Origin of the sequence: Pigmentiphaga sp. GD03639 (assembly GCF_029845405.1) — a bacterium.
Classification (GTDB): Bacteria; Pseudomonadota; Gammaproteobacteria; order Burkholderiales; family Burkholderiaceae_B; genus Pigmentiphaga; species Pigmentiphaga daeguensis.
Genome location: NZ_JAOCLR010000032.1, coordinates 23,801 through 48,657, shown reverse-complemented (window position 1 = coordinate 48,657; position 24,857 = coordinate 23,801). Strand labels below are relative to the sequence as shown.

At 66.3% G+C, this 24,857-nt stretch carries 24 protein-coding genes and 4 pseudogenes; 17 read left to right on the top strand and 11 right to left on the bottom strand.

The features are described from left to right. The first annotated feature begins 1 nt into the window (after position 1). From N5K27_RS24420 to N5K27_RS24390, 7 genes are read left to right on the top strand one after another with little or no spacing between them, the layout of a single operon-like run. On the top strand, positions 2-1,222 hold the full coding sequence (locus N5K27_RS24420; RefSeq protein ID WP_087840681.1) for a CoA transferase: 1,221 nt from the start codon (positions 2-4) through the stop codon (positions 1,220-1,222). A gap of 24 nt (positions 1,223-1,246) precedes the next feature. After that, the gene (locus N5K27_RS24415; protein WP_087840680.1) at positions 1,247-2,206 is read left to right on the top strand and encodes a hydroxymethylglutaryl-CoA lyase; all 960 of its coding nucleotides are present in this window, start codon (positions 1,247-1,249) and stop codon (positions 2,204-2,206) included. A 16-nt stretch (positions 2,207-2,222) separates the two neighbouring features. Beyond that, on the top strand, positions 2,223-3,008 hold the full coding sequence (locus tag N5K27_RS24410; RefSeq protein ID WP_087840679.1) for an enoyl-CoA hydratase-related protein: 786 nt from the start codon (positions 2,223-2,225) through the stop codon (positions 3,006-3,008). Between the two features lie 9 nt (positions 3,009-3,017). Continuing rightward, positions 3,018-5,018 carry an AMP-binding protein gene (locus N5K27_RS24405; protein WP_087840678.1) on the top strand — a complete coding sequence of 667 codons (2,001 nt, stop codon included), beginning with the start codon at positions 3,018-3,020 and terminating at the stop codon, positions 5,016-5,018. After that, a complete protein-coding gene (locus N5K27_RS24400) occupies positions 5,015-6,169 on the top strand; it encodes an NADPH:quinone oxidoreductase family protein (protein ID WP_087840677.1) in 1,155 nt (384 codons plus the stop codon). Before N5K27_RS24405 ends, N5K27_RS24400 begins: the two co-directional genes overlap by 4 nt. A 36-nt stretch (positions 6,170-6,205) precedes the next feature. Beyond that, positions 6,206-6,994: an enoyl-CoA hydratase-related protein gene (locus N5K27_RS24395; RefSeq protein WP_087840676.1), complete on the top strand. Its 789-nt coding sequence runs from the start codon at positions 6,206-6,208 to the stop codon at positions 6,992-6,994. Between the two features lie 33 nt (positions 6,995-7,027). Then, on the top strand, positions 7,028-8,239 hold the full coding sequence (locus tag N5K27_RS24390; RefSeq protein WP_087840675.1) for an acetyl-CoA C-acetyltransferase: 1,212 nt from the start codon (positions 7,028-7,030) through the stop codon (positions 8,237-8,239). 13 nt (positions 8,240-8,252) lie between these two features. Here N5K27_RS24390 and N5K27_RS24385 read toward each other — a convergent pair whose 3' ends face one another. The 5 genes from N5K27_RS24385 to N5K27_RS24365 are packed head-to-tail and all read right to left on the bottom strand — an operon-like array spanning position 8,253 to position 12,699. Then, positions 8,253-9,053, bottom strand: coding sequence for an IclR family transcriptional regulator (locus tag N5K27_RS24385; RefSeq protein WP_087840674.1), 801 nt, complete (start codon positions 9,051-9,053; stop codon positions 8,253-8,255). Next, positions 9,050-9,841 (bottom strand): helix-turn-helix domain-containing protein, encoded by a 792-nt coding sequence (locus tag N5K27_RS24380; RefSeq protein WP_165963320.1) that lies wholly within the window; start codon positions 9,839-9,841, stop codon positions 9,050-9,052. The genes N5K27_RS24385 and N5K27_RS24380 overlap by 4 nt, the downstream gene beginning before the upstream one ends. Next, complete coding sequence (locus N5K27_RS24375) at positions 9,828-11,033, bottom strand: acetyl-CoA C-acetyltransferase (protein WP_087840673.1); 1,206 nt, start codon at positions 11,031-11,033, stop codon at positions 9,828-9,830. Before N5K27_RS24375 ends, N5K27_RS24380 begins: the two co-directional genes overlap by 14 nt. Positions 11,034-11,051: 18 nt before the next feature. Next, positions 11,052-11,801: a 3-oxoacyl-ACP reductase FabG gene (fabG, locus tag N5K27_RS24370; protein ID WP_087840672.1), complete on the bottom strand. Its 750-nt coding sequence runs from the start codon at positions 11,799-11,801 to the stop codon at positions 11,052-11,054. A 16-nt stretch (positions 11,802-11,817) separates the two neighbouring features. Next, positions 11,818-12,699, bottom strand: coding sequence for a MaoC family dehydratase (locus N5K27_RS24365; protein WP_087840671.1), 882 nt, complete (start codon positions 12,697-12,699; stop codon positions 11,818-11,820). A gap of 241 nt (positions 12,700-12,940) precedes the next feature. Between N5K27_RS24365 and N5K27_RS24360 the strand changes: the two genes are divergently transcribed. From N5K27_RS24360 to N5K27_RS24350, 3 genes are all read left to right on the top strand, one after another. Next, complete coding sequence (locus N5K27_RS24360; RefSeq protein ID WP_087840670.1) at positions 12,941-14,095, top strand: acyl-CoA dehydrogenase family protein; 1,155 nt, start codon at positions 12,941-12,943, stop codon at positions 14,093-14,095. A gap of 23 nt (positions 14,096-14,118) precedes the next feature. Next, positions 14,119-15,378 (top strand): acetyl-CoA hydrolase/transferase C-terminal domain-containing protein, encoded by a 1,260-nt coding sequence (locus N5K27_RS24355; protein WP_243724658.1) that lies wholly within the window; start codon positions 14,119-14,121, stop codon positions 15,376-15,378. Between the two features lie 637 nt (positions 15,379-16,015). Continuing rightward, entirely contained in the window at positions 16,016-17,296 is a 1,281-nt protein-coding gene (locus tag N5K27_RS24350; RefSeq protein WP_060784731.1) for an integrase arm-type DNA-binding domain-containing protein, read from the top strand. Positions 17,297-17,323: 27 nt separating this feature from the next. Here N5K27_RS24350 and N5K27_RS24345 read toward each other — a convergent pair whose 3' ends face one another. Further along, positions 17,324-17,917 carry a cysteine hydrolase family protein gene (locus tag N5K27_RS24345; RefSeq protein ID WP_060784732.1) on the bottom strand — a complete coding sequence of 198 codons (594 nt, stop codon included), beginning with the start codon at positions 17,915-17,917 and terminating at the stop codon, positions 17,324-17,326. A gap of 327 nt (positions 17,918-18,244) precedes the next feature. On the opposite strand from N5K27_RS24345, the pseudogene N5K27_RS24340 reads away from it, so the two are divergent. Beyond that, positions 18,245-18,502 (top strand): annotated as a pseudogene (locus N5K27_RS24340) (Arm DNA-binding domain-containing protein); the annotation flags it as partial. Next, a pseudogene (locus N5K27_RS24335) lies at positions 18,500-18,601 on the top strand (IS5/IS1182 family transposase); the annotation flags it as partial. The pseudogenes N5K27_RS24340 and N5K27_RS24335, both read left to right, overlap by 3 nt. Here the strand turns inward: N5K27_RS24335 and N5K27_RS24330 are convergent. Beyond that, a complete protein-coding gene (locus tag N5K27_RS24330) occupies positions 18,567-19,055 on the bottom strand; it encodes a hypothetical protein (RefSeq protein WP_279819727.1) in 489 nt (162 codons plus the stop codon). The pseudogene N5K27_RS24335 and the gene N5K27_RS24330 sit on opposite strands and share 35 nt — an antisense overlap. Before the next feature lie 249 nt (positions 19,056-19,304). Further along, positions 19,305-19,712 (bottom strand): Cd(II)/Pb(II)-responsive transcriptional regulator, encoded by a 408-nt coding sequence (gene cadR / locus N5K27_RS24325; protein WP_004364961.1) that lies wholly within the window; start codon positions 19,710-19,712, stop codon positions 19,305-19,307. A 95-nt stretch (positions 19,713-19,807) separates the two neighbouring features. Between cadR and N5K27_RS24320 the strand changes: the two are divergent. Next, positions 19,808-20,110: pseudogene (locus N5K27_RS24320) on the top strand (cation transporter); the annotation flags it as partial. Positions 20,111-20,273: 163 nt separating this feature from the next. Here N5K27_RS24320 and N5K27_RS24315 read toward each other — a convergent pair. Genes N5K27_RS24315 through N5K27_RS24305 form a run of 3 tightly spaced genes read right to left on the bottom strand, consistent with a single transcriptional unit; the run spans position 20,274 to position 23,082 of the window. Beyond that, the gene (locus tag N5K27_RS24315) at positions 20,274-21,287 is read right to left on the bottom strand and encodes a zinc-binding alcohol dehydrogenase family protein (RefSeq protein WP_279819766.1); all 1,014 of its coding nucleotides are present in this window, start codon (positions 21,285-21,287) and stop codon (positions 20,274-20,276) included. A 41-nt stretch (positions 21,288-21,328) separates the two neighbouring features. Continuing rightward, on the bottom strand, positions 21,329-22,135 hold the full coding sequence (locus N5K27_RS24310) for an SDR family NAD(P)-dependent oxidoreductase (protein WP_279819723.1): 807 nt from the start codon (positions 22,133-22,135) through the stop codon (positions 21,329-21,331). A 44-nt stretch (positions 22,136-22,179) separates the two neighbouring features. Continuing rightward, positions 22,180-23,082 (bottom strand): hypothetical protein, encoded by a 903-nt coding sequence (locus N5K27_RS24305; protein ID WP_279819720.1) that lies wholly within the window; start codon positions 23,080-23,082, stop codon positions 22,180-22,182. Between the two features lie 138 nt (positions 23,083-23,220). Here N5K27_RS24305 and N5K27_RS24300 point away from each other — a divergent pair, with 138 nt between their 5' ends. The 4 genes and pseudogenes from N5K27_RS24300 to N5K27_RS24285 all read left to right on the top strand — a co-directional run bounded on the left by N5K27_RS24300 (position 23,221) and on the right by N5K27_RS24285 (position 24,837). Then, a complete protein-coding gene (locus N5K27_RS24300; RefSeq protein WP_279819768.1) occupies positions 23,221-23,409 on the top strand; it encodes a hypothetical protein in 189 nt (62 codons plus the stop codon). 9 nt (positions 23,410-23,418) lie between these two features. Continuing rightward, a pseudogene (locus N5K27_RS24295) lies at positions 23,419-23,655 on the top strand (integrase core domain-containing protein); the annotation flags it as partial. A 263-nt stretch (positions 23,656-23,918) separates the two neighbouring features. Continuing rightward, entirely contained in the window at positions 23,919-24,041 is a 123-nt protein-coding gene (locus N5K27_RS24290) for a zinc-binding dehydrogenase (RefSeq protein WP_279819717.1), read from the top strand. 49 nt (positions 24,042-24,090) lie between these two features. After that, entirely contained in the window at positions 24,091-24,837 is a 747-nt protein-coding gene (locus N5K27_RS24285) for a CmcJ/NvfI family oxidoreductase (protein ID WP_279819715.1), read from the top strand. Positions 24,838-24,857 lie beyond the last annotated feature (20 nt).

Below are 24,857 nucleotides of genomic sequence, written 5' to 3'. Positions count from 1 at the left end.
CATGACCGGTCCATTGTCCAAGTATCGAATCCTCGACCTCAGCACGATAGGGATGGGGCCTTATGCCACCCAGATCATGGGCGACCTGGGGGCGGATATCATCAAGATCGAGGAGCCCGGCGGCGGCGACATGATGCGCGCGCAGGCGCAAGGCAGAAACCCAGGCATGTCGCCGCTGTTCCTGACGCTGAACCGGAACAAGCGCAGCCTGGTGCTGAATCTGAAGTCCCCGCGGGGCCGCGAAGTCCTGCTCCGGCTGATCCGCGATGCCGACGCATTGATCACCAACATACGCCCCGGCGCGTTGAGCAAGCTGGGCGTGGATTACGAGTCGGTCAGGCACTGCAACCCCAGGCTGGTGTACTGCTCCCTGGTCGGCTTCGGCAGCAAGGGCCGCTATGCCGGCAGGCCGGCGTTCGACGACATCATCCAGGGAGTGTCCGGACTGGCGGGCCTGCACGCGCGCACCCACGGATCGCCGCAGCTCGTGCCGGCCTGGATCGCCGACCAGACGGTCGGGCTGGTCGCCGTCCACACGGTGCTGGCCGCCCTTCTGGAAAGAGAGGCGACGGGGCTGGGCCAGCACGTCGAGGTGCCGATGTTCGAGTCCATGGTGCAGTTCGTCATGACGCCTCATCTGTGCGCGCACACCCTGCAGCCGCCGACGCATCCGGCCGGCTACAAGCGGCTGTTCGAGCGCCGCGTCCACGCCACGAGCGACGGGCACATTTGCGGCGGCCCCTATACGCGCGACCAGTGGCATCGCTTCTTCGACATTGCCGGCCGGCCGGACATGGCGGCGTCGGGCCGCTATGACACGCAGCTGGATATCGCCGGGCATATCGACGAGCTCTACGACGCGTTCGCCGAGGCCTTGTCGCGGGGCTCCACCGCCGAATGGCTCGACAAGCTGCTGGCGGCCGACATCGCCGCCATGCCGATCCATACCCTGGAGTCCATCCAGGACGACCCGCATCTGAAGGACGAGGGATTCTTCGTCGATTCCCGGCATCCGACCGAGGGCCTGATCCGGACGATGAACGTGCCGACGGACTGGTCCCGGAGCGTACCGGAGCACCGGCGCCATGCGCCCAGCCTGGGCGAGCACAGCGAGGAAATCCTGAAGGAGCTTGGCTATGCGCCCGATGACATCCAGGCCCTGTTCGATTGCGGGGCGAGTCATGCGCACCGGGGATCCCCGGGCGCCGGGAACGATCTTTGACCGACGAGAATCAGGACAGGAACCATGAGCGATTTGCCAAGAGCGGTCGAGTTTCACGAGGAAGGGCCGCGCGAGGGTTTTCAGATCGAACCCGCCATTTATCCGCTCGAACAGCGGGCCAGGCTGGTGGAGCGGCTTGCGGCTAGCGGCCTGAAACAGGTGCAGGTCGGTTCGTTCGTGAGTCCGAAGGCGGTGCCCGCGATGGCGGACACGGCCGAATTGTTCGGCGCCATCCGCAAGCGCGACGGCGTCAGGTACACCGCGCTGTGGCTGAACGAAACGGGATTCCGCCGGGCCTCGGCCACGCCGGGCGTCGATCTCGACGGCAAGCTGATCTTCTATACGACCGATACGTTCTGCCTGATGAACAACAACTGCACGGCGGCGCAGCAGCGCGAGCGGCAGGCCGCATGGGCGCGCATGTACGTGGACGCCGGCGTGCCGCTCGAAAAAGCCTATGTGATCACCTCCTTCGGATGTAACTACGAAGGAGCGGTGCCGCTGGAGCGGGTGCTGGAGAACGTGCGCTTCCTGGTCGGGCTTTGCAAGGAGCTGGCCGTTCCGCTGCCGGCGATCTACCTGGCCGACACCGTGGGCTGGGCCGATCCCGAGGCCATACGCCGGGTGGTCGGCGCCGTGCGGACGCTGCTGCCCGAGGCGCGCATCGGCACGCACCTGCACGACACCCGCGGCATCGGCGCCGCCAATGTCCTGGCCGCGCTGCAGATGGGGGTCGACCTGTTCGACAGTTCGGTCGCGGGCCTGGGCGGCTGCCCTTTCGCGAAGCACGCCAATGCGCAGGGCGCCGGCAACATCTGCACGGAAGACATGGCCTTCATGTGCGAGGAGATGGGCATTGCGACGGGCCTGGATCTCGACGCGCTCATCGAGGCGGCGCTTTGCGCCGAGCAGATCATCGGCCGTCCCCTGGCCGGCAAGCTGATGCACGCCGGCCGGCCCGCACGCAAGCAACTGGTTTCCTGAACTGGAGAGATATTCCATGGAACAGCAAGACGATCTCCTCTTCACTGTCGACGAAGGCATCGCCACGGTGACGATCAACAGGCCGAAGCAGCGCAACGCGCTGTCGATCTCGGTCTCGAACGGCCTGGCGAAGCTGTGGCAGAAGATCGACGAGACCCCGTCCATCCGCGTGGTCATCCTGACGTCGGCGGAGTGCGGAACCTTCTGCGCCGGCCTGGACCTGAAGGAAGCCGCACGCATGAAGGCGGAAACGGGGGAGGACATATTGACGTTTCATCGGGACCCGTTCCAGACCCGCATGCGCCGGGTCAGGGTGCCCATCATCGCGGCGATGACGGGGCACGTGGCGGCGGGCGGCATGCTGTTGAGCCTGAACGCCGACATTCGCGTGGGGCTGGCGGGCGCGCGGATCGGCATCACCGAAACGAAGATCGGACGCGGATCGCCGTGGGGCATGCCGCTGGTCTGGATGCTGCCCGAGCCCATACTCATGGAAATGACGATGACCGGCGACATGTATCCGATCGAGAAGCTGGAAAAGCTGGGCTTCGTCAACTATCTCGAACCCGATGCCGCCAGTGTCCACGCGCGGGCCCGGCAGCTGGCGGAGCGCATCCGCGACAATGCGCCGCTTTCGGTGGCCGCGGGCAAGCGCGCGATCCTGACCGCGATGAGCGTCGGCTGCGACAACGCCGCCGAAGCGGCCTTCCACATTTATCGCAACGTGTACGCGAGCAACGATGCGCAGGAAGGGCCGCGCGCGTTTGCCGAAGGGCGTGCTCCCGTGTGGGCGGGCAACTGAGCCAGCACCATGCGGATTCCCAGCCATGATGCGGCCTCTTTCGCCTGGGTGCCCAGCGCGGAACAGATGGCGCGGTCCGTTCTTGCCCGCTTCCTGGGGCACACCGGGATGGCCGATTTCGCCGAGCTCGAACGGCGCGCGGACGCGGACCCGGGATGGCTGACCGAGCAGGTCCTGCGGTTCTGCGACTTTCGCTTCTATCGGCCCTATGCGCGGATTCTGGATACGAGCCGCGGCATCGAGCGCGCCGACTGGTGCGTGGGCGGCACGACGAATATCGTGCTGAACTGCCTGGACCGCCACCGCGGGACGGCCATATGGGACAAGGAATTCCTCGTCTGGGAAGGCGAGGACGGGCAGGTCCGCCGCTTCACCTACGGCGAGTTCGACCGGCAGGTAGGCCGGCTTGCGGCGGCGCTGCTCGCGCTGGGCATACGGCAGGCCGATCGTGTCGCCCTCTATCTGCCCAACATCCCGGAAGCCTTCGTCGCGCTGTTCGCGGTCATCAAGATCGGCGCGATCGCGGTACCCCTGTTCTCCGGCTTCGGCGTCGAGCCGCTGGTTTCGCGCCTGCGGGACGCCGGCGCGCAGGCGGTCATCACCGCCGGCGGCACGTGGCGCCGGGGATCTTTCGTGCCGATGAAAGCGGTGCTCGACGCGGCCCTGGAGGAGGTTCCCGGCGTGTCGAGCGTGGTCGTGGTCGGCCGGCAGAACAGCCCGCAAGCTCCGATGACACCGGGCAGGGACCGCGATTGGGACACGCTGCTCGCCGCCCAGCAGGCCATTCCGGACACCGCCGAGCTGCCCGCGGAGGCGCCCGCGATCCTGCTGTATACCTCCGGAACGACCGGCAAGCCCAAGGGATGCGTCTGGACGCAGGTCAGCTTTCTTGCGTCGATGGCGCTGCGCGACGTGCACATCTGCGGCGACTTTCGCCAGGACGACCGGCTTTTCTTCATGAGCGACATGGGGTGGATGGTGGGGCCGATGAGCGCGCTGCTGCCGTCCTATTTCGGCGCCAGCGTCCTGCTCGCCGAAGGCGTGCCGGACTATCCCCGGCCCGATCGATTCTGGAACCTGGCCGACGGCCATGCGGTCAGTTATCTCGGCGTCTCGCCCACCATCGTGCGCGGCCTCATGCGGTACGGCCCGGAAAGCGTGGACCGGCTTGCGCTGAGCCGTCTGCGCATCACCTGCTCGGGCGGCGAACCGTGGAACGATGCCGCCTGGCTCTGGTTCTTCGAGCACGTCTGCCGGCGCCGGATCCCCATCGTCAATCTGGTGGGCGGTACCGAAGTGTGCGGCTGCAACTTCGTCGGCACCGTGTGCCATCCCATGCAGCCGGGCTCGTTCTCGGCGCGCGGGCTGGGGTGCGGGGTGGATATCGTCGATGAACAGGGGAGCCCCGTGGCGGATGGCGTCGTGGGCGAACTGGTGCTGCGCAACCCCGGCATCGGCATGACCAAGAGCATCTGGGGCGACGACGAGCGCTATCTGGATACCTATTGGCGGACCTTGCCGGGCGTGTGGGTGCACGGGGACCTGGCGGTGCGCGATCGCCACGGCCTTTATTACGTACTCGGCCGCAGCGACGACACGATCAAGGTATCCGGCAAGCGCACCGGCCCGGCCGAGCTCGAATCGGTCCTGACCAACACCGGCGAGGTGATCGAGGCCGCGGTGATCGGCGTCCCGGACGACAAGAGCGGCTCGGCCATCGTCTGCGTCTGCGTGCCGATGAAGGGGGCGGCGGGCGACGAGGCCCTGGGCGCCAGGCTGTCGGATGCGCTGCGCGCCCGCATGGGCGCGGCATATCGGCCCAAGCACGTGTACATCGTGGACGATCTTCCCAGGACGAGAAACATGAAGATCATGCGCCGCGTGGTCAGGGCGGCCTACCTGAGCCTGCCCGTCGGCGACCTGTCGTCCTGCGTGAATCCGGAAAGTGTCGCCGCGCTCGGCCGGTACTTCGGCACGGCGGCGCAAGCGCAAAAAGGAGAAGAGCAATGAACAGGGCAAGCGATACCGGGGCATCTGCGTGGAAGGCCGGGCGGCGGGCGGTCTTCACCGAACTGGGCGAAGATCCCATGGACGCGCTGCAGAACTTCTTGCGGGTCGAGGAACAGCCGCCGCCGGATCCCCGTGGCTGCAAGCCGCATGAAGTCATCGTCCGCATCGAGAGCTCCGCCGTGTCTTGGATCGATCTGGTCATGGCCAGCGGCCAGTATCAGCACCGCTGCCATCCGCCCTACATTCCGGGCGTGGAATACAGCGGCGTGGTCGAGTGGACGGGAGACGAAGTCGATCCGGAGCAAATCGCCGTCGGCGACCGTGTCCTGAGCGATTTCATCGCCGCCGGCCCGCGTTCCAAGACTGATTACCAGAGCGCGGGCGGCTTTGCCGGCTACGCCGTGGTGCCCGCCTCGGCGCTGGCGCGGATCCCGGAAAGGCTGAATTTCGACCAGGCCGCCAACCTGCTCGCGAGCTACGAGACCGCCTACCATTGCCTGATCACGCGCGGCCGCGTGCAGGCGGGCGAGACGGTCCTGATACACGGGGCGTCCGGCGCCTCGGGCCTGGCCGCGGTGCAGATCTGCCGGATGCTGGGCGTTCGCGTCATCGCCACCGGCCGCTCGGATGAAAAGCTGGCGCTGGTCCGGTCCCAGGGCGCGGATGCGGTGATCAACCTGCGCGGCGGCGATCCGTCTTCGGGCCTGCGCCCGTTTCGCGACGAGGTGAAGGATCTGACCGGCGGCCGTGGCGTCGACGCGGTCTACGACGCGGTCGGCGGCGAGGTGTCGCTCGAAAGCCTGCGCTGCGTGGCCTTCGGCGCGCGTTTCCTGATCGTCGGCTGGACGTCGACCCCCGACGTGGCCGACGGCAAGGGTCGCCGCGGGTCGCCGCGCGCCAATCAGCTTCCGACCAATCTCATCCAGATGAAGGGCCTGGATGTGCTGGGCTGCCCGGCCGTCATCACGGTCGAGCGCGACCCGCGAAAGCGCGAGCCCCGCAAGTCCCATATCCTCGAATGGGCCGCGCAGGGCAAGATCGCGCCGCATGTCTCGCGCGTCTTCCCGATCAGCAAGGCCACGGACGCCTTGCGCGCGCGCTGGGACGGCGGCATCGCGGGGGGCTGCGCCGTGCGCCCGTGGGAATTCTGAAGCGGCCGCTCATCGGCCTACGAAAAGGGAAAGAACATGACGTTCCAGGACATCGTCTACGACAAGCGCCAGGGGGTCGCGCGCATCACCATCAATCGGGAAAAGGTGATGAATGCATTCCGCGCCGAGACCGTGGAGGAGATGATCGACGCCTTCCGCGATGCCGACCACGACCCGCAGATAGGCGTGGTGGTGCTGGCCGGCGCAGGCGAACGGGCATTCTGCACCGGCGGCGACCAGAGTTCGCACGAAGGCAGCTATGGCGGGCGGGGCGTGGTCGGCCTGCCCGTGGAGGAGCTGCATTCGGCGATGCGCGACTGCCGCGTGCCGGTCATCGCGCGCGTGCAGGGCTATGCCATCGGCGGAGGCAACGTGCTCGCCACGCTGAGCGACATCACCATCGCTTCCGAGAAGGCGGTGTTCGGCCAGGTGGGGCCCAAGGTCGGATCGGTGGACCCGGGGTGGGGAACCGCCTATCTGGCGCGGCTGGTCGGCGAAAAGAAGGCGCGCGAGATTTGGTACTTCTGTCGCCGCTATACCGCGGTCCAGGCTGAAGCGATGGGGCTCGTGAACGTGGTCGTGCCGCACGACCAACTGGATGCCACCGTGGATGCCTGGTGCGCGGAGCTGCTCGAGCGCAGTCCCACCGCCCTGGCCATCGCCAAGCGTTCGTTCAATGCCGACAGCGACAATATCCGCGGCATCAGCAATACGGGCCTGGAAGCGCTCGCGCTTTTCTACCAGACCGAGGAATCGAAGGAAGGCGCCAGGGCCTTTCGCGAGAAGCGCAAGCCCGACTTCCGGGCCGCGCGCGGCCGGACATAGCGGGATCCGCGGATCTACGGCGAGTGTCATGCCATGAGAGAAGCAGTGATATGCGAGCCGATCCGCACACCGGTCGGACGATATGGCGGTGTGTTCCGCGATGTGCCGGCGGCCGATCTGGGCGAGGCCGTGCTCCGGGCGCTGCGGGACCGCGCCGGATTCGACCCCGCCGCGGTGGACGAGGTCATCTTCGGCCAGTGCTATCCGAACGGCGAGGCGCCGGCCATCGGACGCATCGTCGCCCTGAACGCCGGTTTCGGCGCGCAGACGCCCGGCCTGCAGCTGGACCGGCGCTGCGGCTCGGGCCTGCAGGCGGTGCTGGATGCCGCCATGCGGGTACAGACCGGTGTGGCGGACTTCGTGGTCGCCGGCGGCGCCGAAAGCATGAGCCAGGCTGAGCACTATTCGCTCGGCGCCCGCTGGGGGGTGCGGGGCGATTCGACGCCGTTCTGGGATCGGATCGCGCGCGGGCGGATCACCTCCGGCGGCAAGTATCACCCGGTCCCGGGCGGCATGCTGGAGACGGCCGAGAATCTGCGGCGGGAATTCGGCATCTCCCGGGCAGACCAGGATCGGTTGGCGCTGCGCTCGCATGTGCATGCCGTCCAGGCCCGCGACAGCGGCCGCTTCGACGCCGAGATCGTGCCGGTGACGGTCGAGGGCAGGCGCGGGTCGCACGTGGTGGCGATCGACGAGCATCCCCGCGCGGATGCCTCGCTGGAGGACATGGCGGCCCTGAAGCCTGTCCGGCTTGCCGTGGATGCGCAGGCCACGGTGACCGCAGGCAATGCCAGCGGACAGAACGACGGCGCCGCCGCGTGCATCGTCACCACGCGCGAGAAGGCCGAAAGCCTGGGGATCCGTCCGCTTGCGCGGCTGGTCGCCTGGGCGGCCGCGGGCGTCGAGCCCGAGCGCATGGGCATCGGGCCGGTTCCCGCGACGGAGCGGGCGCTGCGGCGCGCGCGCTTGTCCCTGAAAGACATGGACCTGATCGAGCTGAACGAGGCCTTCGCGGCCCAGGTGCTGGCGTGCACGGCCGCGCTGTCGTTCCAGCCGGGCGATTTCGATCGCTTGAACGTCAATGGTTCCGGCATATCCCTGGGGCACCCGGTCGGCGCCACGGGCGTGCGCATCCTGGCGACGATGCTGCGCGAGCTGGATCGCCGGGCAGGGCGCTACGCGCTGGAAACCATGTGCATCGGCGGCGGCCAGGGGCTCGCGGCGATATTCGAACGATTGGCCTGAACGCCTGCCGGGATCACGGTTCGCCGTCGAATCCCCGCAGGAGCTTTTCCAGCCGCGCCGCCGCCTCGATCAAGGCCGGGGCGATGCGCCTGCGTTCGGCTTCGGCGGCCCTGGGCCGCAACAGCACTTTTCCGCAGCTCAGCGCCAGGAGGATGCGCCGGCGGCCGATGGCGACCGGCAATGCCACGGCGTAGGCGTCGCGCTGGTAGTCGCCCAGCACGGCGCAGGTTCCGGTAGCGTCGAGCTCCGTGAAACTGGCGTGGATCCGCGCCTTCAGGCGGGCCGGATCGGCGGCCTGTTTCTGCAATGCCCGGACGAGCGACGCGCGCTGCCTGGCGGGCAGGCCCCACAGGTAGGCGTGGCCGATGGCCGTGCGCCCCATGGGCAGCAGCGAACCCAGGCCCATCCTTAGCGTGGCCACCTTGTGGCTGGCCCGGTATCCCAGATAGAGCATGTCGAGCTGGTCGCGCGCGGCCAGGGCGACCGACACGTCGAGCCGGTCGGCAAGGTCCTGGAGCAGGGGGTTCGCAAGGCCGATGAGTTCGCTCGACGAGACGTAGGCGTGGCCGATGCCGAGGGGCATGGGCCCCAGTTCGAACGTCCGCCGGCCGGGCGACTGCCGCAGGAATCCCGTTTGCAGCAGCGTGCTGGTCAGCCGGGACACCGTCGCCTTGGGCAGGCCCGTGCGGCGCACGAGTTCGGCGTTGGAAAGCGCCTGGCGGTCCGAGCGGAACGCGCGCAGCACCTGCAGGCCCCGCGCGACGGTCAGCAAGGCGGGCTCGCCGGTTTCCCGGTCGGGGTGGGGGGCGTTCATGGCGTCAGAAGCGACTGGCAGATTTCTCTGCTCATGGCCGCGAGGTGCGGCCCCAGTTCCCGCTCCACGCGGATGCGCGACAGGCGGGCGGCCGGGCCGATGCACGACAGCACGAGCGGCGCCTGGCCGACCGCCGCGAGCGGTGCGGACACGATGCCCAGGTTCGGATCCCACTGCGCCGGGCCGGCGCAGAAGCCCTTGTCGTGGACTTGCGAGATGGATTCGCCCAGCAGGCGCCTGAGCGTCTGCCAATCGCGCCGCGCGCGCCGCTCGATCTTTTCGAACAAGTAGTAGCGCTCGGTTTCGGGAAGCGCCGCGAGCAGGGTGCCGCCTATCGGAAACGAGGCGAGGCCGACCCGCATGCCTGCCTCGAGGAGCGGCGGGGCGGAGGATGGCGCAGGCTGGAAGCGCCCGACCAGGACCATTTGCAGGCGATCGCGCGCGTGCAGCGTCACGAGGGTGTCGTGCCGAGCGGCGAAGGCCTGCATGCGCGGCGCCGCCGCCTGCGGGATGTTCGAGTCCGCGGCGGCGCCGTAGCCCAGGGACAGCACGGCGGGCGCCAGGCGGTACCGGCGCGCCGGCCCGTCGTGCAGCAGGTAGCCCAGGGCCAGGAGCGTTCGCGTGATCCGGCTTACCGTTGAGGGCGGCAGGCCGGTGCGCGCGGCCAGTTCCCGGTTGCCGAGCGCGCGGTCGCGGATGCCGAACGCGGCCAGCACGTCCAGCGCCCGGGCCAGGGGCGCGACGAACGGCCGCGGGCCCCGCGAGCGCGGAATGTCAGGCGCGCTCAACGATGGCGGCGAGGCCCTGGCCCCCGCCGATGCACATGGTTTCCAGCGCATACCGGCCCTTGCGGCGCCGCAGTTCGTGCAGCAGGGTCGTCATGATGCGCACGCCCGTGGCGCCGACCGGATGCCCCAGGGAAATGCCGGAGCCGTTGACGTTGAGCCGGTCTTCGAGTTCGTCCATCGAACGGCCCCAGCCCTGGACGCAGGCCAGCGCCTGGCAGGCGAATGCCTCGTTCAGCTCGATCAGGTCCATCTGGTCCAGGCCGAGGCCAGTGCGCGCCAGCACCTTCCGGGTCGCCGGCACCGGCCCGATGCCCATGCGGGACGGTTCGCAGCCGGCGGCGGCCCAGCCGACCAGCCAGCCCATGGGTTCCAGCCCGAATTCGCGCAGCTTGTCTTCGGCCACGATCAGGCAGGCCGAGGCCGCGTCGTTCTGCTGGCAGGCGTTGCCCGCCGTGACGACGCCGTCGCGCAAGATGGGCTTGAGCCGGGCCAGGTCCTCGGCGGTGGTGCCGCCGCGCACGCCTTCGTCCCGTTCGACGATCACCGGATCGCCCTTGCGCTGGGGCACGGCCACGGGAACGATCTCGTCCCTGAAGTGGCCGGCTTCCCAGGCCGCCGCGGCCCGCCGGTGGCTGCGCGCGGCGAACCGATCGCACGCTTCGCGGCCGATGCCGTAGTCGCGCGCCAGGTTCTCGGCGGTTTCTATCATGCCGCTGATCCGGCCGAAGCGGTGTTCCGGCTGGGAGCGCTCGCGCCCGCGGTCCAGCCGGTCGTGCAAGCGGACGGACCCCGCCCGGCTGCCCCAGCGCATCCGCGTGGTGTAGTACTCCACGTTGCTCATGCTTTCCACGCCGCCGGCCATGACTACGTCGGCCGCGCCGGTCTGCACCATCATGGCGGCCGTGGCGATGGCCTGCAGGCCGCCGCCGCAGCGCCGGTCCAGCTGCATGCCGGGCACGTCGACCGGCAGGCCCGCCTGCAGGGCGATCCAGCGGCCCGTGCAAGGCGTTTCGCCGCTCATGTAGCTGTGCGCGAACACCACGTCGTCGAGGCGTTGCGGATCCAGGCCCGTGCGCTCGACGATGGCGCGGGCGACGACGGCGCCCAGTTCCTCGACCGGGACGGTTCTGAACGCGCCGCCGAACGCACCGACGGGGGTGCGCAGCGGGGAAACGATGGCAGCTCTTCTCATGCTCGAATTCCCTGGGGATCAGCCGAACCGGCCGCCCGTGACGTGCAGGACCTCGCCGCTGATGAATCCGGCCCTTTCGCTGGCCAGGAACGCCACCGCGTCGGCGACGTCGCCGGGCTGCCCGGCGCGCTTGATGGGCTGCATCTGGACGGCCCGCTCCTTGATGATGTCATAGGTCGGCAGCGCCTGCACCATCTCCGTTTCCATGAAGCCGGGCGCCACGCAGTTGACCGTGATGCCGTAGCGCCCCTCTTCCATGGACAGGGCCTTGGCCATGCCGATCAGGCCGGCCTTGGCCGCGGAGTAGTTGGCCTGAGTGGGATTGCCCAGGTGGGCGCGCGAGCTGATGTTGATCACGCGCCCCCAGCCTTGCGCGATCAGGTGGGGCATGACCGCGCGCGAGGCGAGAAACGCGCCCTTGAGCATGACCTCCATGACCCGGTCCCAATCGTCTTCGCTCATCTTGACCAGGTGCTTGTCGCGCGGAAAGCCGGCATTGTTGACCAGGATGTGGACGCCGCCGAAGGTGGCCACGGTTTCGTCCACCAGGCGCTGGACGTCGCCGGGCCGGGTGATGTCGCCGATGACGCAGTGCGCCGCCAGCCCCGCGTCGCGCAACGATGCCGCCGTCGCCTCGGCCAGTTCGCCCTGGATGTCGGTCACGACCACCCGCGCGCCTTCCTCGGCCAGGCGCCTTGCGGCGGCCGCCCCCAGGCCGCGCGCCGAGCCGGTCACGATGGCCACTTTGTCTTTCAATCCCAGATCCATGATGTCTTCCTTGGCGTCAGTCGAGGGTGGCGCAGGCGTTGTCGAGCACGGCGACGCCGCGCTCGATGGCGGTGGTGCGCAGCGAGATGACGCGGCCGTCCGCCCACATCTCGGTACGCAGGGTGTCGCCGGGAAAGGCGGGGGCCGTGAACCGCACCCGCATTCCCGTGAGCCGGCCGGCGTCGTAGCCCAGCCACGTGCGCAGGACCGCGTGGGCGGCAACGCCCATGGTGGCCATGCCATGCAGGATGGGCCGGTCGAAGCCGGCCGCGCGCGCGGCGTCGGGCGCCGCATGCAAAGGATTGGAATCGCCGCTCAAACGGTAGATGAGGGCGGCCTGCGGCAGCGTGGGCAGGTCGCACACGGCGTCGGCGGGGCGATCCGGCATGGCGTGCGCCGGCGGCGGTCCGCCTGCGCTGCCGCCCTGGCCGAAGCCGCCGTCGCCCCGCAGCAGGCTGAGCTGGGTCACGGTGGCCAGCAGCCGGCCGCTGGCCGCGTCTCGGATATCGCGGCGCTGTTGCAGGAAGGCGCCTTTGCCTGCGCCCCGGTCCCAGAGCCCGCTGACCTGGTTGGTCCCCAGCACCCGGCCGCTCGCCGGCAGGGGAGCGTGCCACTCGATGGCCTGCTCCGCATGGACCACCCTGCGCCAGTCGATGCCGGTGTCGGGTTCGCGCGCCCAGAAGCCCGGATAGGCCAGCACGTTCGCCAGGGTGGGCATGGCCTTCAGGGCGAGGCCGTCCACGCCCTCGTAGACGTAGTCCAGCTGGCCGGCATCGAGCGGGTCGAAGCCCATGCCGATGCCGAGCGCGTAGAGCTGGGTATCACGGGCCGTGTAGGCATGTTCCATCGTGCCGAACCGGCGCGACAGAAGCGCGGTGGGGGAGATCGAGGTAGGCATCGTCGAGGTGTCCGCAGCAGGCCCCCACCTTGCGGCCGACCCGCGGGCATCGTCAATGAGGCCGTTCCCTTTGTTCCGTACGTCGGAATTACGGCGCAAGACGGAAGCGTGGGCGCATCGATGGCCCGGGGGGCGCTCCGGGCCGCGCAAACCGATGTACGGAACATGATCGGATGGAGCATTGACGCCATCGCGCCGGCCCGCCCAGGATGCAGCGTTCCCACCGAATCCGTTGGCCACCATGATCCGCGATCAAGAAACCCTGAACGGCCTGCTCGGCACCATTGCCCGTTTCGTGCGCGAGCGCCTCATTCCCAACGAGGACATCGTCGCCGAGACCGATGAAATTCCCGCGGACATCGTTGCCGACATGAAGTCCATGGGCCTGTTCGGGCTGACCATTCCCGAACGCTTCGGCGGCCTGGAACTCACGATGGAAGAAGAGGCGCTGGTCGTGTTCGAGCTGTGCCGCGCCTCGCCGGCGTTCCGCTCGCTCATCGGCACCACGGTGGGCATCGGTTCGCAGGGCATCCTGTTCGACGGCACGCCCGAGCAGCAGCAGAAGTACCTGCCGCGCCTGGCGACCGGCGAGCTGGCCGCCTCTTTCGCGCTGACCGAGCCCGAGGCCGGCTCCGACGCGGCATCGCTGCGCACCACCGCCATCCGGGAGGGCGACCATTACGTGGTCAATGGCACCAAGCGCTTCATCACCAACGCGCCGCAGGCCGGCATCTTCACGTTGATGGCGCGCACCGATCCCGCCGACAAGGGGGCGCAGGGCGTGTCCGCCTTCATCGTCGATGCGGACTCGCCCGGCATCGGCTTCGGCAAGCGCGACAGGAAAATGGGCCAGAAGGGCGCGCACACCTGCGACGTCATCTTCGACAACGTGCGCGTGCCTGCCGGGAACCTGATCGGCAAGGAAGGCCAGGGCTTCAAGACCGCCATGAAGGTGCTGGAAAAGGGACGCATCCACATCGCCGCCGTCTGTGTCGGGGTGGCCGAGCGCATGCTGGACATGGCGCTCGGCTATGCCATGGAGCGCAGGCAGTTCGGCCAGCCGATCGCCGGTTTCCAGCTGGTGCAGGCCATGCTGGCCGACAGCAAGGCCGAGATCTATGCCGCCCGCTGCATGGTGCTGGACGCGGCCCGCCGCCGGGACGACGGACTGCCGGTAAGCACCGAGGCGTCGTGCGCCAAGATGTTCGCCTCGGAGATGTGCGGCCGCGTGGCCGACCGCGCCGTGCAGATATTCGGCGGCGCCGGCTACATGAGCGAATACGGCATCGAACGCTTCTACCGCGACGTGCGGCTGTTCCGCATCTACGAAGGCACGACGCAGATCCAGCAGACCGTCATCGCGCGCAACATGGTCCGCGCGATGGGCGGGCGCTGAGGCGCCCGCGCGCGATCGATCCCGTGACCGCCGCCATGGAGCCCGCCGTGTTCGACCTCGCGCCGCACATCCGGCCCGGGGACACCGTGCTGTGGGGGCAGGCGCAGGCGCAGCCCCTGACGCTGATCCGCGCGCTGGTGGAGCAGCGCCGCCGCGTCGGGCGGGTGCGCGTCTTCCTGGGTATCGGCCATGGCCTCGAGCCGGTCCTGGCGCCCGAGCTGGCGGACGACATGGATTTCGTCGGATACTGCGGCGCGGGCTCCAACCGGACGCTGCTGCGCTCGGGCGTCATGGACATCCTGCCGGCGCACTACTCCGAGATGGACCGGATGATTCGCGCAGGGCGGCTCAAGGTCGACGTGCTGTTCCTGCAGTTGTCGAAACCCGACGAGGCGGGGCGCTACAGCCTGGGGATGGCCCGCGACTACCTGGTGTCCGCGCTGGACGCGGCCCGGACGGTGATCGCGGAAGTGGACGAGGACGTGCCCTGGACCTTCGGCGGCCCTTATCTGCGCGAAGGCGACGTCGACCTACTGGTGCCTGCTTCGTGCGGACCGGCGGTGCCCGGAGCGCCGGCCGAACCCGACGCAACGGCGCAGCGGATCGGCCGCCACGTGGCCGGCCTGGTGCCGGACGGCGCCACGATCCAGACCGGGATCGGCACGATTCCCGATGCCGTCCTGGCCGCGCTCGGGGATCACCGGGACCTGGGCGTCCACTCGGGCAGCCTGAGCGAGCGCATGGTGTGGCTGACCGAGGCTGGCGTGATCACCAACCGGCGCAAGCCGATCGACACCGGCGTGACTGTGGGCGGCCTGTTGTTCGGCGGAGAGCGGGTGCGGCGCTTCGTGCACAAGAACCCGGCGGTGCGGTTGCGCGAGACAGGCTACACCCATGCGGGCCCGGTCCTGGACCGCCTGGGCCGGTTCGTCGCCATCAACTCCGCGGTCGAGGTGGATCTGACCGGCCAGGTCAATTCCGAGGTGGCCGGCGGCCGCTATGTCGGCGCGGTGGGGGGGATAGCCGACTTCATGCGGGCCGCCGGCAGGAGCCGGGACGGGGTCCCCGTCATTGCGCTGCCCGCGACGGCGGGCGGGGCCAGTCGTATCGTCGCGAGCTTGTCCGGCCCCGTCACCCTGCCCAGAAGCGACGCCGGCATCGTCGTGACCGAGCACGGCGCGGCCGACCTGCGCGGATTGACGCTGCGCCAGCGGGCGCAGCGCATGCTGGCGATCGCGGCGCCCGAGCATCGCGAGGCCCTGGCCCGGGCAGCGGGCATTTGACGGGCCGGGCCTGCGGGGCCCGTGGCCGCCGATTGTTCCGTCCCCATTTCTTCCGTTCGACAAGCGAATCGCGGTCGCGATAGAATCGCCCCGGAGCAGAAACGCGCAACCTTGCCGCGGCTCCCAACTCGCGCCAGAAAGACATGAACCGCATCGTTCCGAATCAAGCAGCTCAGTGGTGGCGCTTCCGCTAGGAAGCGGCACGTCGTTGCGGTTCGAAACTGCACCCTGCCGCCGTACCCGGTGGCAGGTCGCGAATTCACACAGCTCCCCGGCACGGCGGCTCCCGATCCAGGAGATTGCCCGTGCATCCAGCAGTACTTCCCCTTGCTAGCCGAACCCCCGCGCATGCCTGCCGCGGCTCGTCGTTCGCGTGGCGGCGCCCGTTCGCGGACGGCGCGATCGCCGATGTGTTCCCGGCCCATGGCCGGCTCGATTCCAAGGGATGACCGACATGCTGCTGATGGTGGATAACTACGATTGAGGTCCACTGGCTTCCATCAACCTCCACGGAGAAACTCTAAGTCCTTGTTTTTAAAGGGTTGATCGTCCATCGAGCGATTCTGAAAGCTGGACAAATCCAGTGCTCATGTGTGTAATGGAGTGTGTAACGGGCCAATTTGGAGGCGTTATACACATGGCACTCACAGCACTCAATCTTCTCTCGGCGCGCAAAGTGGAAACGGCGCAGCCCAGGCCCAAGGTGTACCAACTCCGGGACGGAGGCAGCCTCTTTTTGCGCGTTCAGCCTAACGGCTCCAAGCTCTGGTGGTACCGCTACCGGCTGGGCGGCGCTGAACAGGTGTACTCGATCGGGGTATACCCAAAAATCACGCTGGAGGCGGCCCGTGCGGAACGGGACCGGGCAAAGGCGTTGGTCAAGAAGGGACTCGACCCCATCGTAGAGAAGAAGGCGGCGATCGCCCTCCAGGCCGACACATACGAACGCACGTTCGAGACCGTTGCTCGGGAGTGGATCGTCAGCAATGCTCACTGGAGCGAGTACTACACCAACCAAGTCACCAGCTACCTTGAGAAGGATGTTTTCCCCCGGATTGGCAAGTTGCCGATCAGCAGCATCAGGGCTCCACATCTGCGCCCCATCATCAAGGATGTGGCGGCTCGTGGCGCGAAGACTGTGGCGATCCTCATTCGCCAGTGGTGTGGGCAAATCTTCAGTTATGCGGCTGCCCAAGGTCTCTGCGAATTCGATCCTGCCGCCTTGCTCAAGGGACTGGTCAAGCGCCCTCAGGTCCGCCACAACCCTCCTTTGACATGGGCAGAGATCCCGGACTTTCTCAATCGGGTGGACAACGAAGGGGGTTATCAGACGACAGTCCTCGCCCTCAAGCTGATGGCCTTGACCTACGTGCGCACCGTAGAACTGCGCAAGGCCTCCTGGGAAGAGTTCGACCTGGACAACGCCATGTGGTCGATTCCGTCCGAGCGTATGAAGATGCGACGCCCCCATTTGGTTCCCCTGTCACGGCAGGCGGTGGCCGCTCTTAGGGAGCTACATGCTCTAACTGGCGGCGGCAAAGTATTGTTCCCGAGCTACAGGAAGCCGGGACAAGTGATGTCGGCAACGACGCTCAATCAAGCACTCAAGCGCATGGGTTATGGCGGGCGGTTTTCGTCCCATGGCTTCCGTTCGACCGCCACGACGATCCTTGGGTTGCTTGGGTATCCCGAAAAGCGGGTCGATCTCCAACTCGCACACTCGAAGAAGAACAAGGACTCCTCGCGCGCTCCATACGACCACACGAAGTTCGTGGAATCGCGCAAGGTGATCATGCAGGACTGGGCCGACATCCTCGACGCATTGAAGTCGGAGAAAAGCGTTGAAGATGTCACGAGGGCCTTCGGACCCATGTCGAAGCGTCGAACGGCTTTGCTTCGAGTTATCGAGCGCGAGTGACGCCAGCGCGTTAGCCGGGCGAGGCCTCTATCGGATCGACGTACCCGAACGCACCACGACCGCGTAGAGATCGGCGATCGTCGCCAAAGCGCCCTCATGCAGGGCCGCGGCTTCCACATTCACCACGTCCGTGCGGATGGCCCGCGTCGCGCAGGCATCGGCCACCACGGTGGGCTGGTTGCCGCGTAGAAATGCACCCTCGGCGGTGAACGTCACGCACATGTGGGTCATGAATCCCATGACGATGACCTGTTTGTTACCGGCCGCCTCAACGCGCTCGCCCAAATCGGTGCCGACGAATGCATTGGGCGCCGTCTTGACGACCACGGGCTCGTTGGGCAGCGGCGCGACGGCGGGATGAATCTGACCGATCTCGGCGGCGAGGTCGTAGGGCGAGCCCTCTCCACCGTCGTGAACGACATGGATGATGTTGGTGTCGGCGGCGCGCGCCCGGGTCAACAGTTCAGATGCCGAAGCCAGCGCCGGCTGCCAGCCGGCCAGTTCCATGACGCCGCGCGTGTAGGTGTTCTGATAGTCCACGAGGATCAAGGTGGCACCGTCTAACGTGGCCGGTGTGGGGTCCAGTCCGTTGAGCTGGCGCAGCGTGGTCGAGGAGTTCATGGTTGTACTTCCTTGAATGGGAGTGAAATCAGGTCCTTCGGGGACTATCGCCACTTATCGAAAATCCACCGTAACGTGTTGATTTCAAAGGAAATACGTCACGGCAGCTATCGGTGACTATCGCCGGGCAGCGAAACGGATTGACGGTAGAGGTGACGGTAGAAACCGGAGGCCGGATTAAGACCTCCTTGTTTACTATCGAGACCAAATCGGTCTTTGACGGTAAATCGCTCCTCTGGGAAGCTTGTTTCATGCGGCTTTCCGGGTATCAGCAGGTCTCCTGACCCCTGACGGTAAAAGCCGTCACGAACAGGAGGAAAAACCTCGATGCTTACCGACACCGCACTGCGCAATTTGAAGCCTAAGTCCTTGACTTATAAGGCTTCTGACCGGGATGGAATGTACGTGACGGTATCGCCCAGCGGTACCGTCACCTTCCGCTTCGATTACCGTCTCAACGGCCGCCGCGAGACCCTGACCATTGGCCGCTACGGGCCGGCGGGCATTTCTCTGGCGATGGCCCGCGAAAAGCTGCTGGATGCCAAGAAGGCCGTCGCCCAGGGCAAGTCTCCGGCGCACGAGAAGCTGCGTACTCGTTTCGAGCGCCGCATCGACATTCATGTCGCGTTGCTCTCGCTGGCCTGCTGCGTTATCTGCATTCGCCATCTCCCACCGTTTTGTTAGCCGCTCTAAATGGCCCATCCAAGGCGTGTTCACCGAGCAAGCCTGGCGACGGTGGCACACGAGCGCTGGTCAACTCGCACATCAAGCACCTGATTTCGGCCACGCGGGCGGGGCTCTGCATGCGTGCCGTCAACCGGAGTAGGTACAGCCCGAGCTGTTCCGCGCCCGAGCGCTCATAGACATCCGTGAGCAGGATCACATACCCGGCGTCACGTATCTGCAGGAACAACGACTCCATGCCGCTGCGCGCAACATCCAGCAGGTCTTCCATCGGCAAGCGATGGTCTTGCAGGGCAGTCGCGGTGAGGACGCGCGGCGGGTCACTGCGTCCCGGGTCGAGCCTGTGAACGCCCATCGACCGCTGCCTTGAGCGCTCGATCACGTCGTCTGCACGCCAGGACATGTCCGAGGTGGCCTCATGACCGGGTGCACTCCAGTGGCTGCTGAATGCCATGTTTGTCTCCTGGCTTTTTTCTCCTGGCGCCCGCATCAGGGCGGTTTCATCCAGGCGGTCGTGTCTGTCGCAATGTGGCGAGACCTACAAGCTCTGCCGCAGCCTCACCGCGACACCGTTAGCCTTTGCACGCTCAATGATAGGTCCGAAGCTCGAAAAAATGGGTAAGCGGATTAAATGGTTGATCTTACCTTTGCATGAGAGTGAGACAGACCGGCATCTCATCGGATTATCTGGTTGATGCTTCACCTACTGCTGGTGCATGTTTCCTTCGCTAATTCCAGCAAGAACCCCGCACGCCTCAACTTCCCGGTCATCGTTGCAACTCGCTCTCAGTGAAACGAGTTGTTTCTCAAGCGCTTGCAGAGCGGTTATCTGCGACCGCACATGAGAGATGTGATCATCGAGCAAGGCGTTGACGGCGGTACAAGGCTGATGAGGGTCGTCCTGATAGCTCTGTAGTTCGTGAATCTCAGCCAGTGACAGGCCCAGGATTCTGCAGCGACGGATGAAGGCCAGCCCCTCACCATGCTTCTCGGTATAGACACGGTAACCGTTGTCCTGCCGATCAGGCGGCGGCAACAAGCCCTGCTGTTCATAGAAGCGGATCGTCTGTGTTTCGACCCCTACCAACTGCGCCAACTGACCAATGCGCATCAGCCTCCTCCCCAACGGATTCTTTACTCTATTGACCTTATAGTAGCTTTATAGTTCTAAATGGTACCACAACATTGTTCAAGTGGAGTCGTATCATGAGCAAATCCTGTGGTGGCGCCTGTGGCGGTGATGCAACGTCCGCAGCGGATACCGATATACAGGCCTCCTCCGAGGCGCCAGGGAGATGGGTCAGTGTTTATGCCGTGCCGAAGATGGACTGTCCATCAGAAGAACGAATGATTCGCCTAGCCCTGAACGGCTTTGAGGAGATTCGGGCGCTGTCCTTCGACTTGTCGAACCGCCGGCTGAAGGTCGTGCATGACGGCGAGGTCGAGCCCGTCACCTCGAAACTGAAGACCTTGGGGCTAGGCGCCTCGCTTCAGGAAACCGTCGCTGCAAAATGACCATCTCGGGATTTGACCTGCCATTCACCAACCGTACCAAGCGGAGGTTAGTGAAGTCCGTCAACCACCAGGAGAAAGACGGACATGAAGAAGAGCAGATCATCCGGTTCTGGCGGCAGTCCGAGGCCGACCTGTCAATCGTATTCGTTGCGGCCCTTCAGAACCCTTCGAGCACGATCTTGCCGCGCGCCGTGCCGCTTTCGATTTGCGCGTGCACCCGGCGCAATGTCGCCGCATCGATCCTGCCGGCGGTTTCGGTGGCGGTCGACCGGATGCGCCCGGCATCCACCAGCGCCGCCACCTCGTTCAGCAACTGCCCCTGGCGCGCCATGTCCGGCGTGCCGAACATCGAGCGCGTGAACATCAGCTCCCAGTGCAACGACACGGCCTTGCCCTTCAGCGGCAGCGCGCTGAGCTCGGCCGGGTCGTCGATCAGGCCGAAGCGGCCCTGCGGCGCGATCAGCTCGACGATGTCGGCGTAGTGGTGGTCGGTCTGAGTGGTGGAGAACACGAAGCCAGGCGCGCCGAGGCCAAGCGCCTGCACCTGCGGCGCCAGCGGCTGGCGGTGGTCGATCACGTGGTGGGCACCGCACTCGCGCACCCAGGCCTGCGTATCGGGCCGCGACGCGGTGGCGATCACGGTCAGGTCGGTCAGCGCGCGCAGCAGCTGGATGGTGATCGAGCCCACGCCGCCAGCGCCGCCGATGACCAGGATGAGCTGGCCGCCCTGCGCCGTCGGGCGCTTCACGTCGAGCCGGTCGAAAAGCATCTCCCATGCCGTGATCGCGGTGAGCGGCAGCGCCGCTGCCTCGGGGTCGCTAAGGCTGGTGGGCTTTCGGCCGACGATGCGTTCGTCAACGAGGTGGTACTCGCTGTTGGTGCCGGGCCGGGTGATGGAGCCGGCATAGAAGACGGCATCTCCGGCCTTGAAGTCCTTCACATCGGGCCCGACGGCCTCGACCACGCCGGCGGCGTCGAAGCCGAGGATGCCCCACTCGCCGGCCGCTGGTGCACGGCGCACGCGCAGCTTGGCGTCCACCGGGTTCACCGAGACGGCATGGACCTTGACCAGCAGGTCGCGTCCGGTGGCCTGGGGTTTTTCGAGGGTGATGTCCTGCAGCGCGTCTCCGCGCTCGATGGGGCCGGGGGTCCGGTAGGCGACGGCTTTCATGGTCGTGGTGCTCATGTGGTAGATCGGGATGGATCGGTGGTTCAGGCTGGGTCGCGCAGCAGGGCCTCGATGGCCTTCACAAGCTGCGAGGTCTTGCGTGGGTCGAGCGCGTCGGGGTGGGGCGGGGCGAAGCGGCGCGCGTCGTTGTCGAAGTACTGGCCGCTGGCCTGTGCGAACTCGTCGGACAGCGCTGCGCGCACGAGGATGTCGGCGCCGATGCGGATGTCGTGTCCGGCCACGCCAAACCCTTCTTTCGCCATCTTGGTGGCCAGCAAGGAACCCGGGTTCACGGAGACGACCATCGGGCCCTTGTCACCCAGGGCTGTGGCCATCTGGCGCGACCACATGGTGATCGCCAGTTTGCTCTGCGCGTAGGCGGGCATGTCGCCCAGCCGGGTGCGGCCGGCCAGGGCTTCGAGGTCCACCGGCGCTTGCGCTGCAGACGACAGGTTGACGACCCGGCTGCCCGCGCCCAGCAGCGGCAACAGGCGCTGGGTCAGCAGGTAGGGTGCGAGGGTGTTGACCACGAAGCGCACATCCAAGCCCTCGGGCGTGCGGGTTTGAGGGGTCTTGAGCACACCGGCGTTGTTGATCAACACGTCGAGGCTCTTGTGCTGTGCCACGACAGCTTTAGCCATTGCCTCCACCTCGGTCAAGCGCGAGAGATCGGCCACAAAGCTTTCCACCGACCCTGCGCCTGGCAGCGCGGTCAATGCCTTGTGCACCTCAGCGAGCTTGGCCGCGTTGCGTCCATGGATCAGCACGGTGTGGCCTCGCGCCACCAGCGTTTGTGCGGTGGCCAGGCCGATGCCGTCTGTGGCACCGGTGATGAGGATGGTCTTGGGCATGGCTTGTGTTCCTTGTGATCAACAGTGAAGTCTGGCTGAACCGTTTAAAACGGCGCGAAGGCGTCGGTCCGGGCTTTCGGGATGGTCCAGCGTTCCTGCGGACTGATGGTGTTGTGGTGGGCGCCGTGCAGAGGGATCTGGTTACCCTCGCCGTAAAGCCAGAGCACGAGGTTGTGGCGCTCGCCTTCGGTGATGGGCTCCGAGGCATGCGGGACGCTGCCGTGGTGGATGAGGGCGGTGCCGGGCTCGAAGCTCAGGCTCTCGGACTTCCCAGAAACACGATCCATGAAGCGAACCCCGGATCCAGAAAACGCTTCGCCGGGCAGGTTCAGGTTGATGTTGAGCGTCACCGCCGAGGCGTCCGTATGAGGGCGCAAGGAGGTGTCTTTGCCGGCCTGCCACTGGATGGAAAATCCAAAGGTCTGGCTGTCGTAGCCATAGACATCGGGGAACAGCAGTCGCGAAATCGGCCGCATGAAGTGGTCCATCAGGTCGCGGTAGAACTTCTGGAACTCGGGTGCGGCCAGGTAACCCTCGGAGCGGGGATCCAGCATGGCGCCACCACGGTTGAGCACGATCCCGTAGGGAGGGCGCAGTGGAATGCCCGCATCAGCGACACGGCCCATGAAATGGCGGAGCTCTTTGAGGCGTTCAGGATCAAGGAACTGGGCCTTGTAGACGTTGGGAAAGACCTCCGTCTTCACCTCGCCCTCCTGGCTCGGGTCGGCCCAGCTGCGCTCGACGGCGTTGCGCAGACGGGGGTCGTACATCGACCGGTCCAGGCCGATGTGCCCGTGTTCACCGTTGGCTTGCCATTCCTGCCACGCGGCTTCAAACAGCTGTGCGTTCTGGTCCCAGAAGGCCTGGACGGCGGGGTGCCGCATGAGCATGGCTTCGCGGCTCGGCAGGGCGAGTTGGCGCGCTTGGGTCAGTGGAGATGTGGACATGGTTTGATGGCCTTTCAGGGTCGGGCGTAGCGCACAAGGGTGCGGCTCTCGATGCTTTTTCGAGGGGATTGTTGGCGCCGATTCAAATCTGACCAGGCGGGGGTGCGGCTAAAAACTTGGACTACCTGGAGGTAGTTCATGTATTCCTACGAAGACCGCAGCCTTGTCGCGGTTCGCAACGATGGGCGCGCGGCCGATCCAGCCGGTGAGGTAGCGAGACGCAACAGGGTGAACAAATGGGACCAGCCGGTCGTGCTGGTCACGGTCGCGCGCCAGACCGCTTTGCCGTCCGAGGTGGGCTGGAGCATGCCGTGGTCTTGCTGTTGATTTCCACGCATTGAGGTGGACTTCTCATTGCCCTCGCTACGTGTGATTCGGGTCTTGGAGCAAATCATGCAGTGGCGTGGCAAACCCCAAGTCATTCGCTGTGACAACGGGCCTGAGTACATCAGCGCAATACTGGAAAACTGGGCGAGCGCCAAAGGTATCTGCCTGGAATACATCCAGCCAGGTAAGCCTCAGCAAAATGCCTATGTGGAGCGCTTTAACAGAACCGTTCGCTATGAATGGCTGTCGCAGTAGCCGATGGGACCTTGGCCAGCGAATTCCATCAGGGACCGTGGCAGTGAGCTGCCGCACCAGTCCGGATATACGCGTGCAATCTTGACCTTCCCGCCATCACGAAGTGGAGGCTTGGCAAACCGGGGCGTCCATATACGCTCTTATCCACAGCCGACCATCACAACGTCGGCTTCCACCCCTGGCTCACGATTCAAGCGGCGCGGTGGCTCAGTTCTACTTCGGCGCGGACAATCCTGGCCAAGCTGGCCGCGATCGTGGACGCAGGCGCGCTCAAGCCCTTGCTGGACGAGCCGCGCTTCGGCCTCGCCGACGTCGGTCGGGCGTATGCGCGACTGGGCAGCGGGCAGGCCATCGGCAAGGTCGTCGTGGAGATCTGACCCTTTGCCGGGCTGATCGGCCCGCCCACCGAACCCGAAAGACCCGAGCATGTCGACCAAAGCCACCGTCAACTACCACGTCAGAAAGGATGCTCCGCAGGCGTTCGAATTCGATGTCGACGGCGTCGTGGGCCATCTCAAGTCCCCCGAACTGGTGTCCATTACGGTGTGCGTGGCTGACCTGCGGGGCAGCGCCCTGCAACCCAACTTCAGAGACGACGGGATCGCTTTTGTATCCAGTCCCTCCTGTGTGACCGACTTTGAAAGCGGCACCGAATGGCAAGCCGCCTACGAGCAGGAACTCGACGAGCTGCTGAAAGCACAGATTGGCGCGAAGGAAGTGATCGTCTTCGACCACACGGTTCGCATCGATGACTCGGGCGCCGCCCGCCGCCCGGCTCGCAACGTTCACAACGACTACAGCCGAACCGGCGCAGAGCAACGGCTGGTTGATATCGTTGGCGAAAGCCGCGCCCGGGCTTTCCACGCGGCGGGCTTCGGCTTCGTCAATGTCTGGCGGCCGGTTGAGCGGGTCATCCGTTCCAGCCCGCTCGGCTTCATCTGGCCCCGCTCGATGCGTCCCGAGGATTGGATGGACATCGGTCTCGTCTACCCCGACCGTATGGGACAGATTCTGGGCGTTGCCGCCAACCCGGAACATGAGTGGTTCTACACCTCGGGCATGAGGCCGGACGAGGTCACCATCTTCAACATTTACGACAACCGCGGGCGTCCACACCTGGCCCACAGTGCGCTGGATCTGCAAGGCGATGCGCAGGTGACATCCCCTTGTTGACGCCGACCGAAAACTGACCA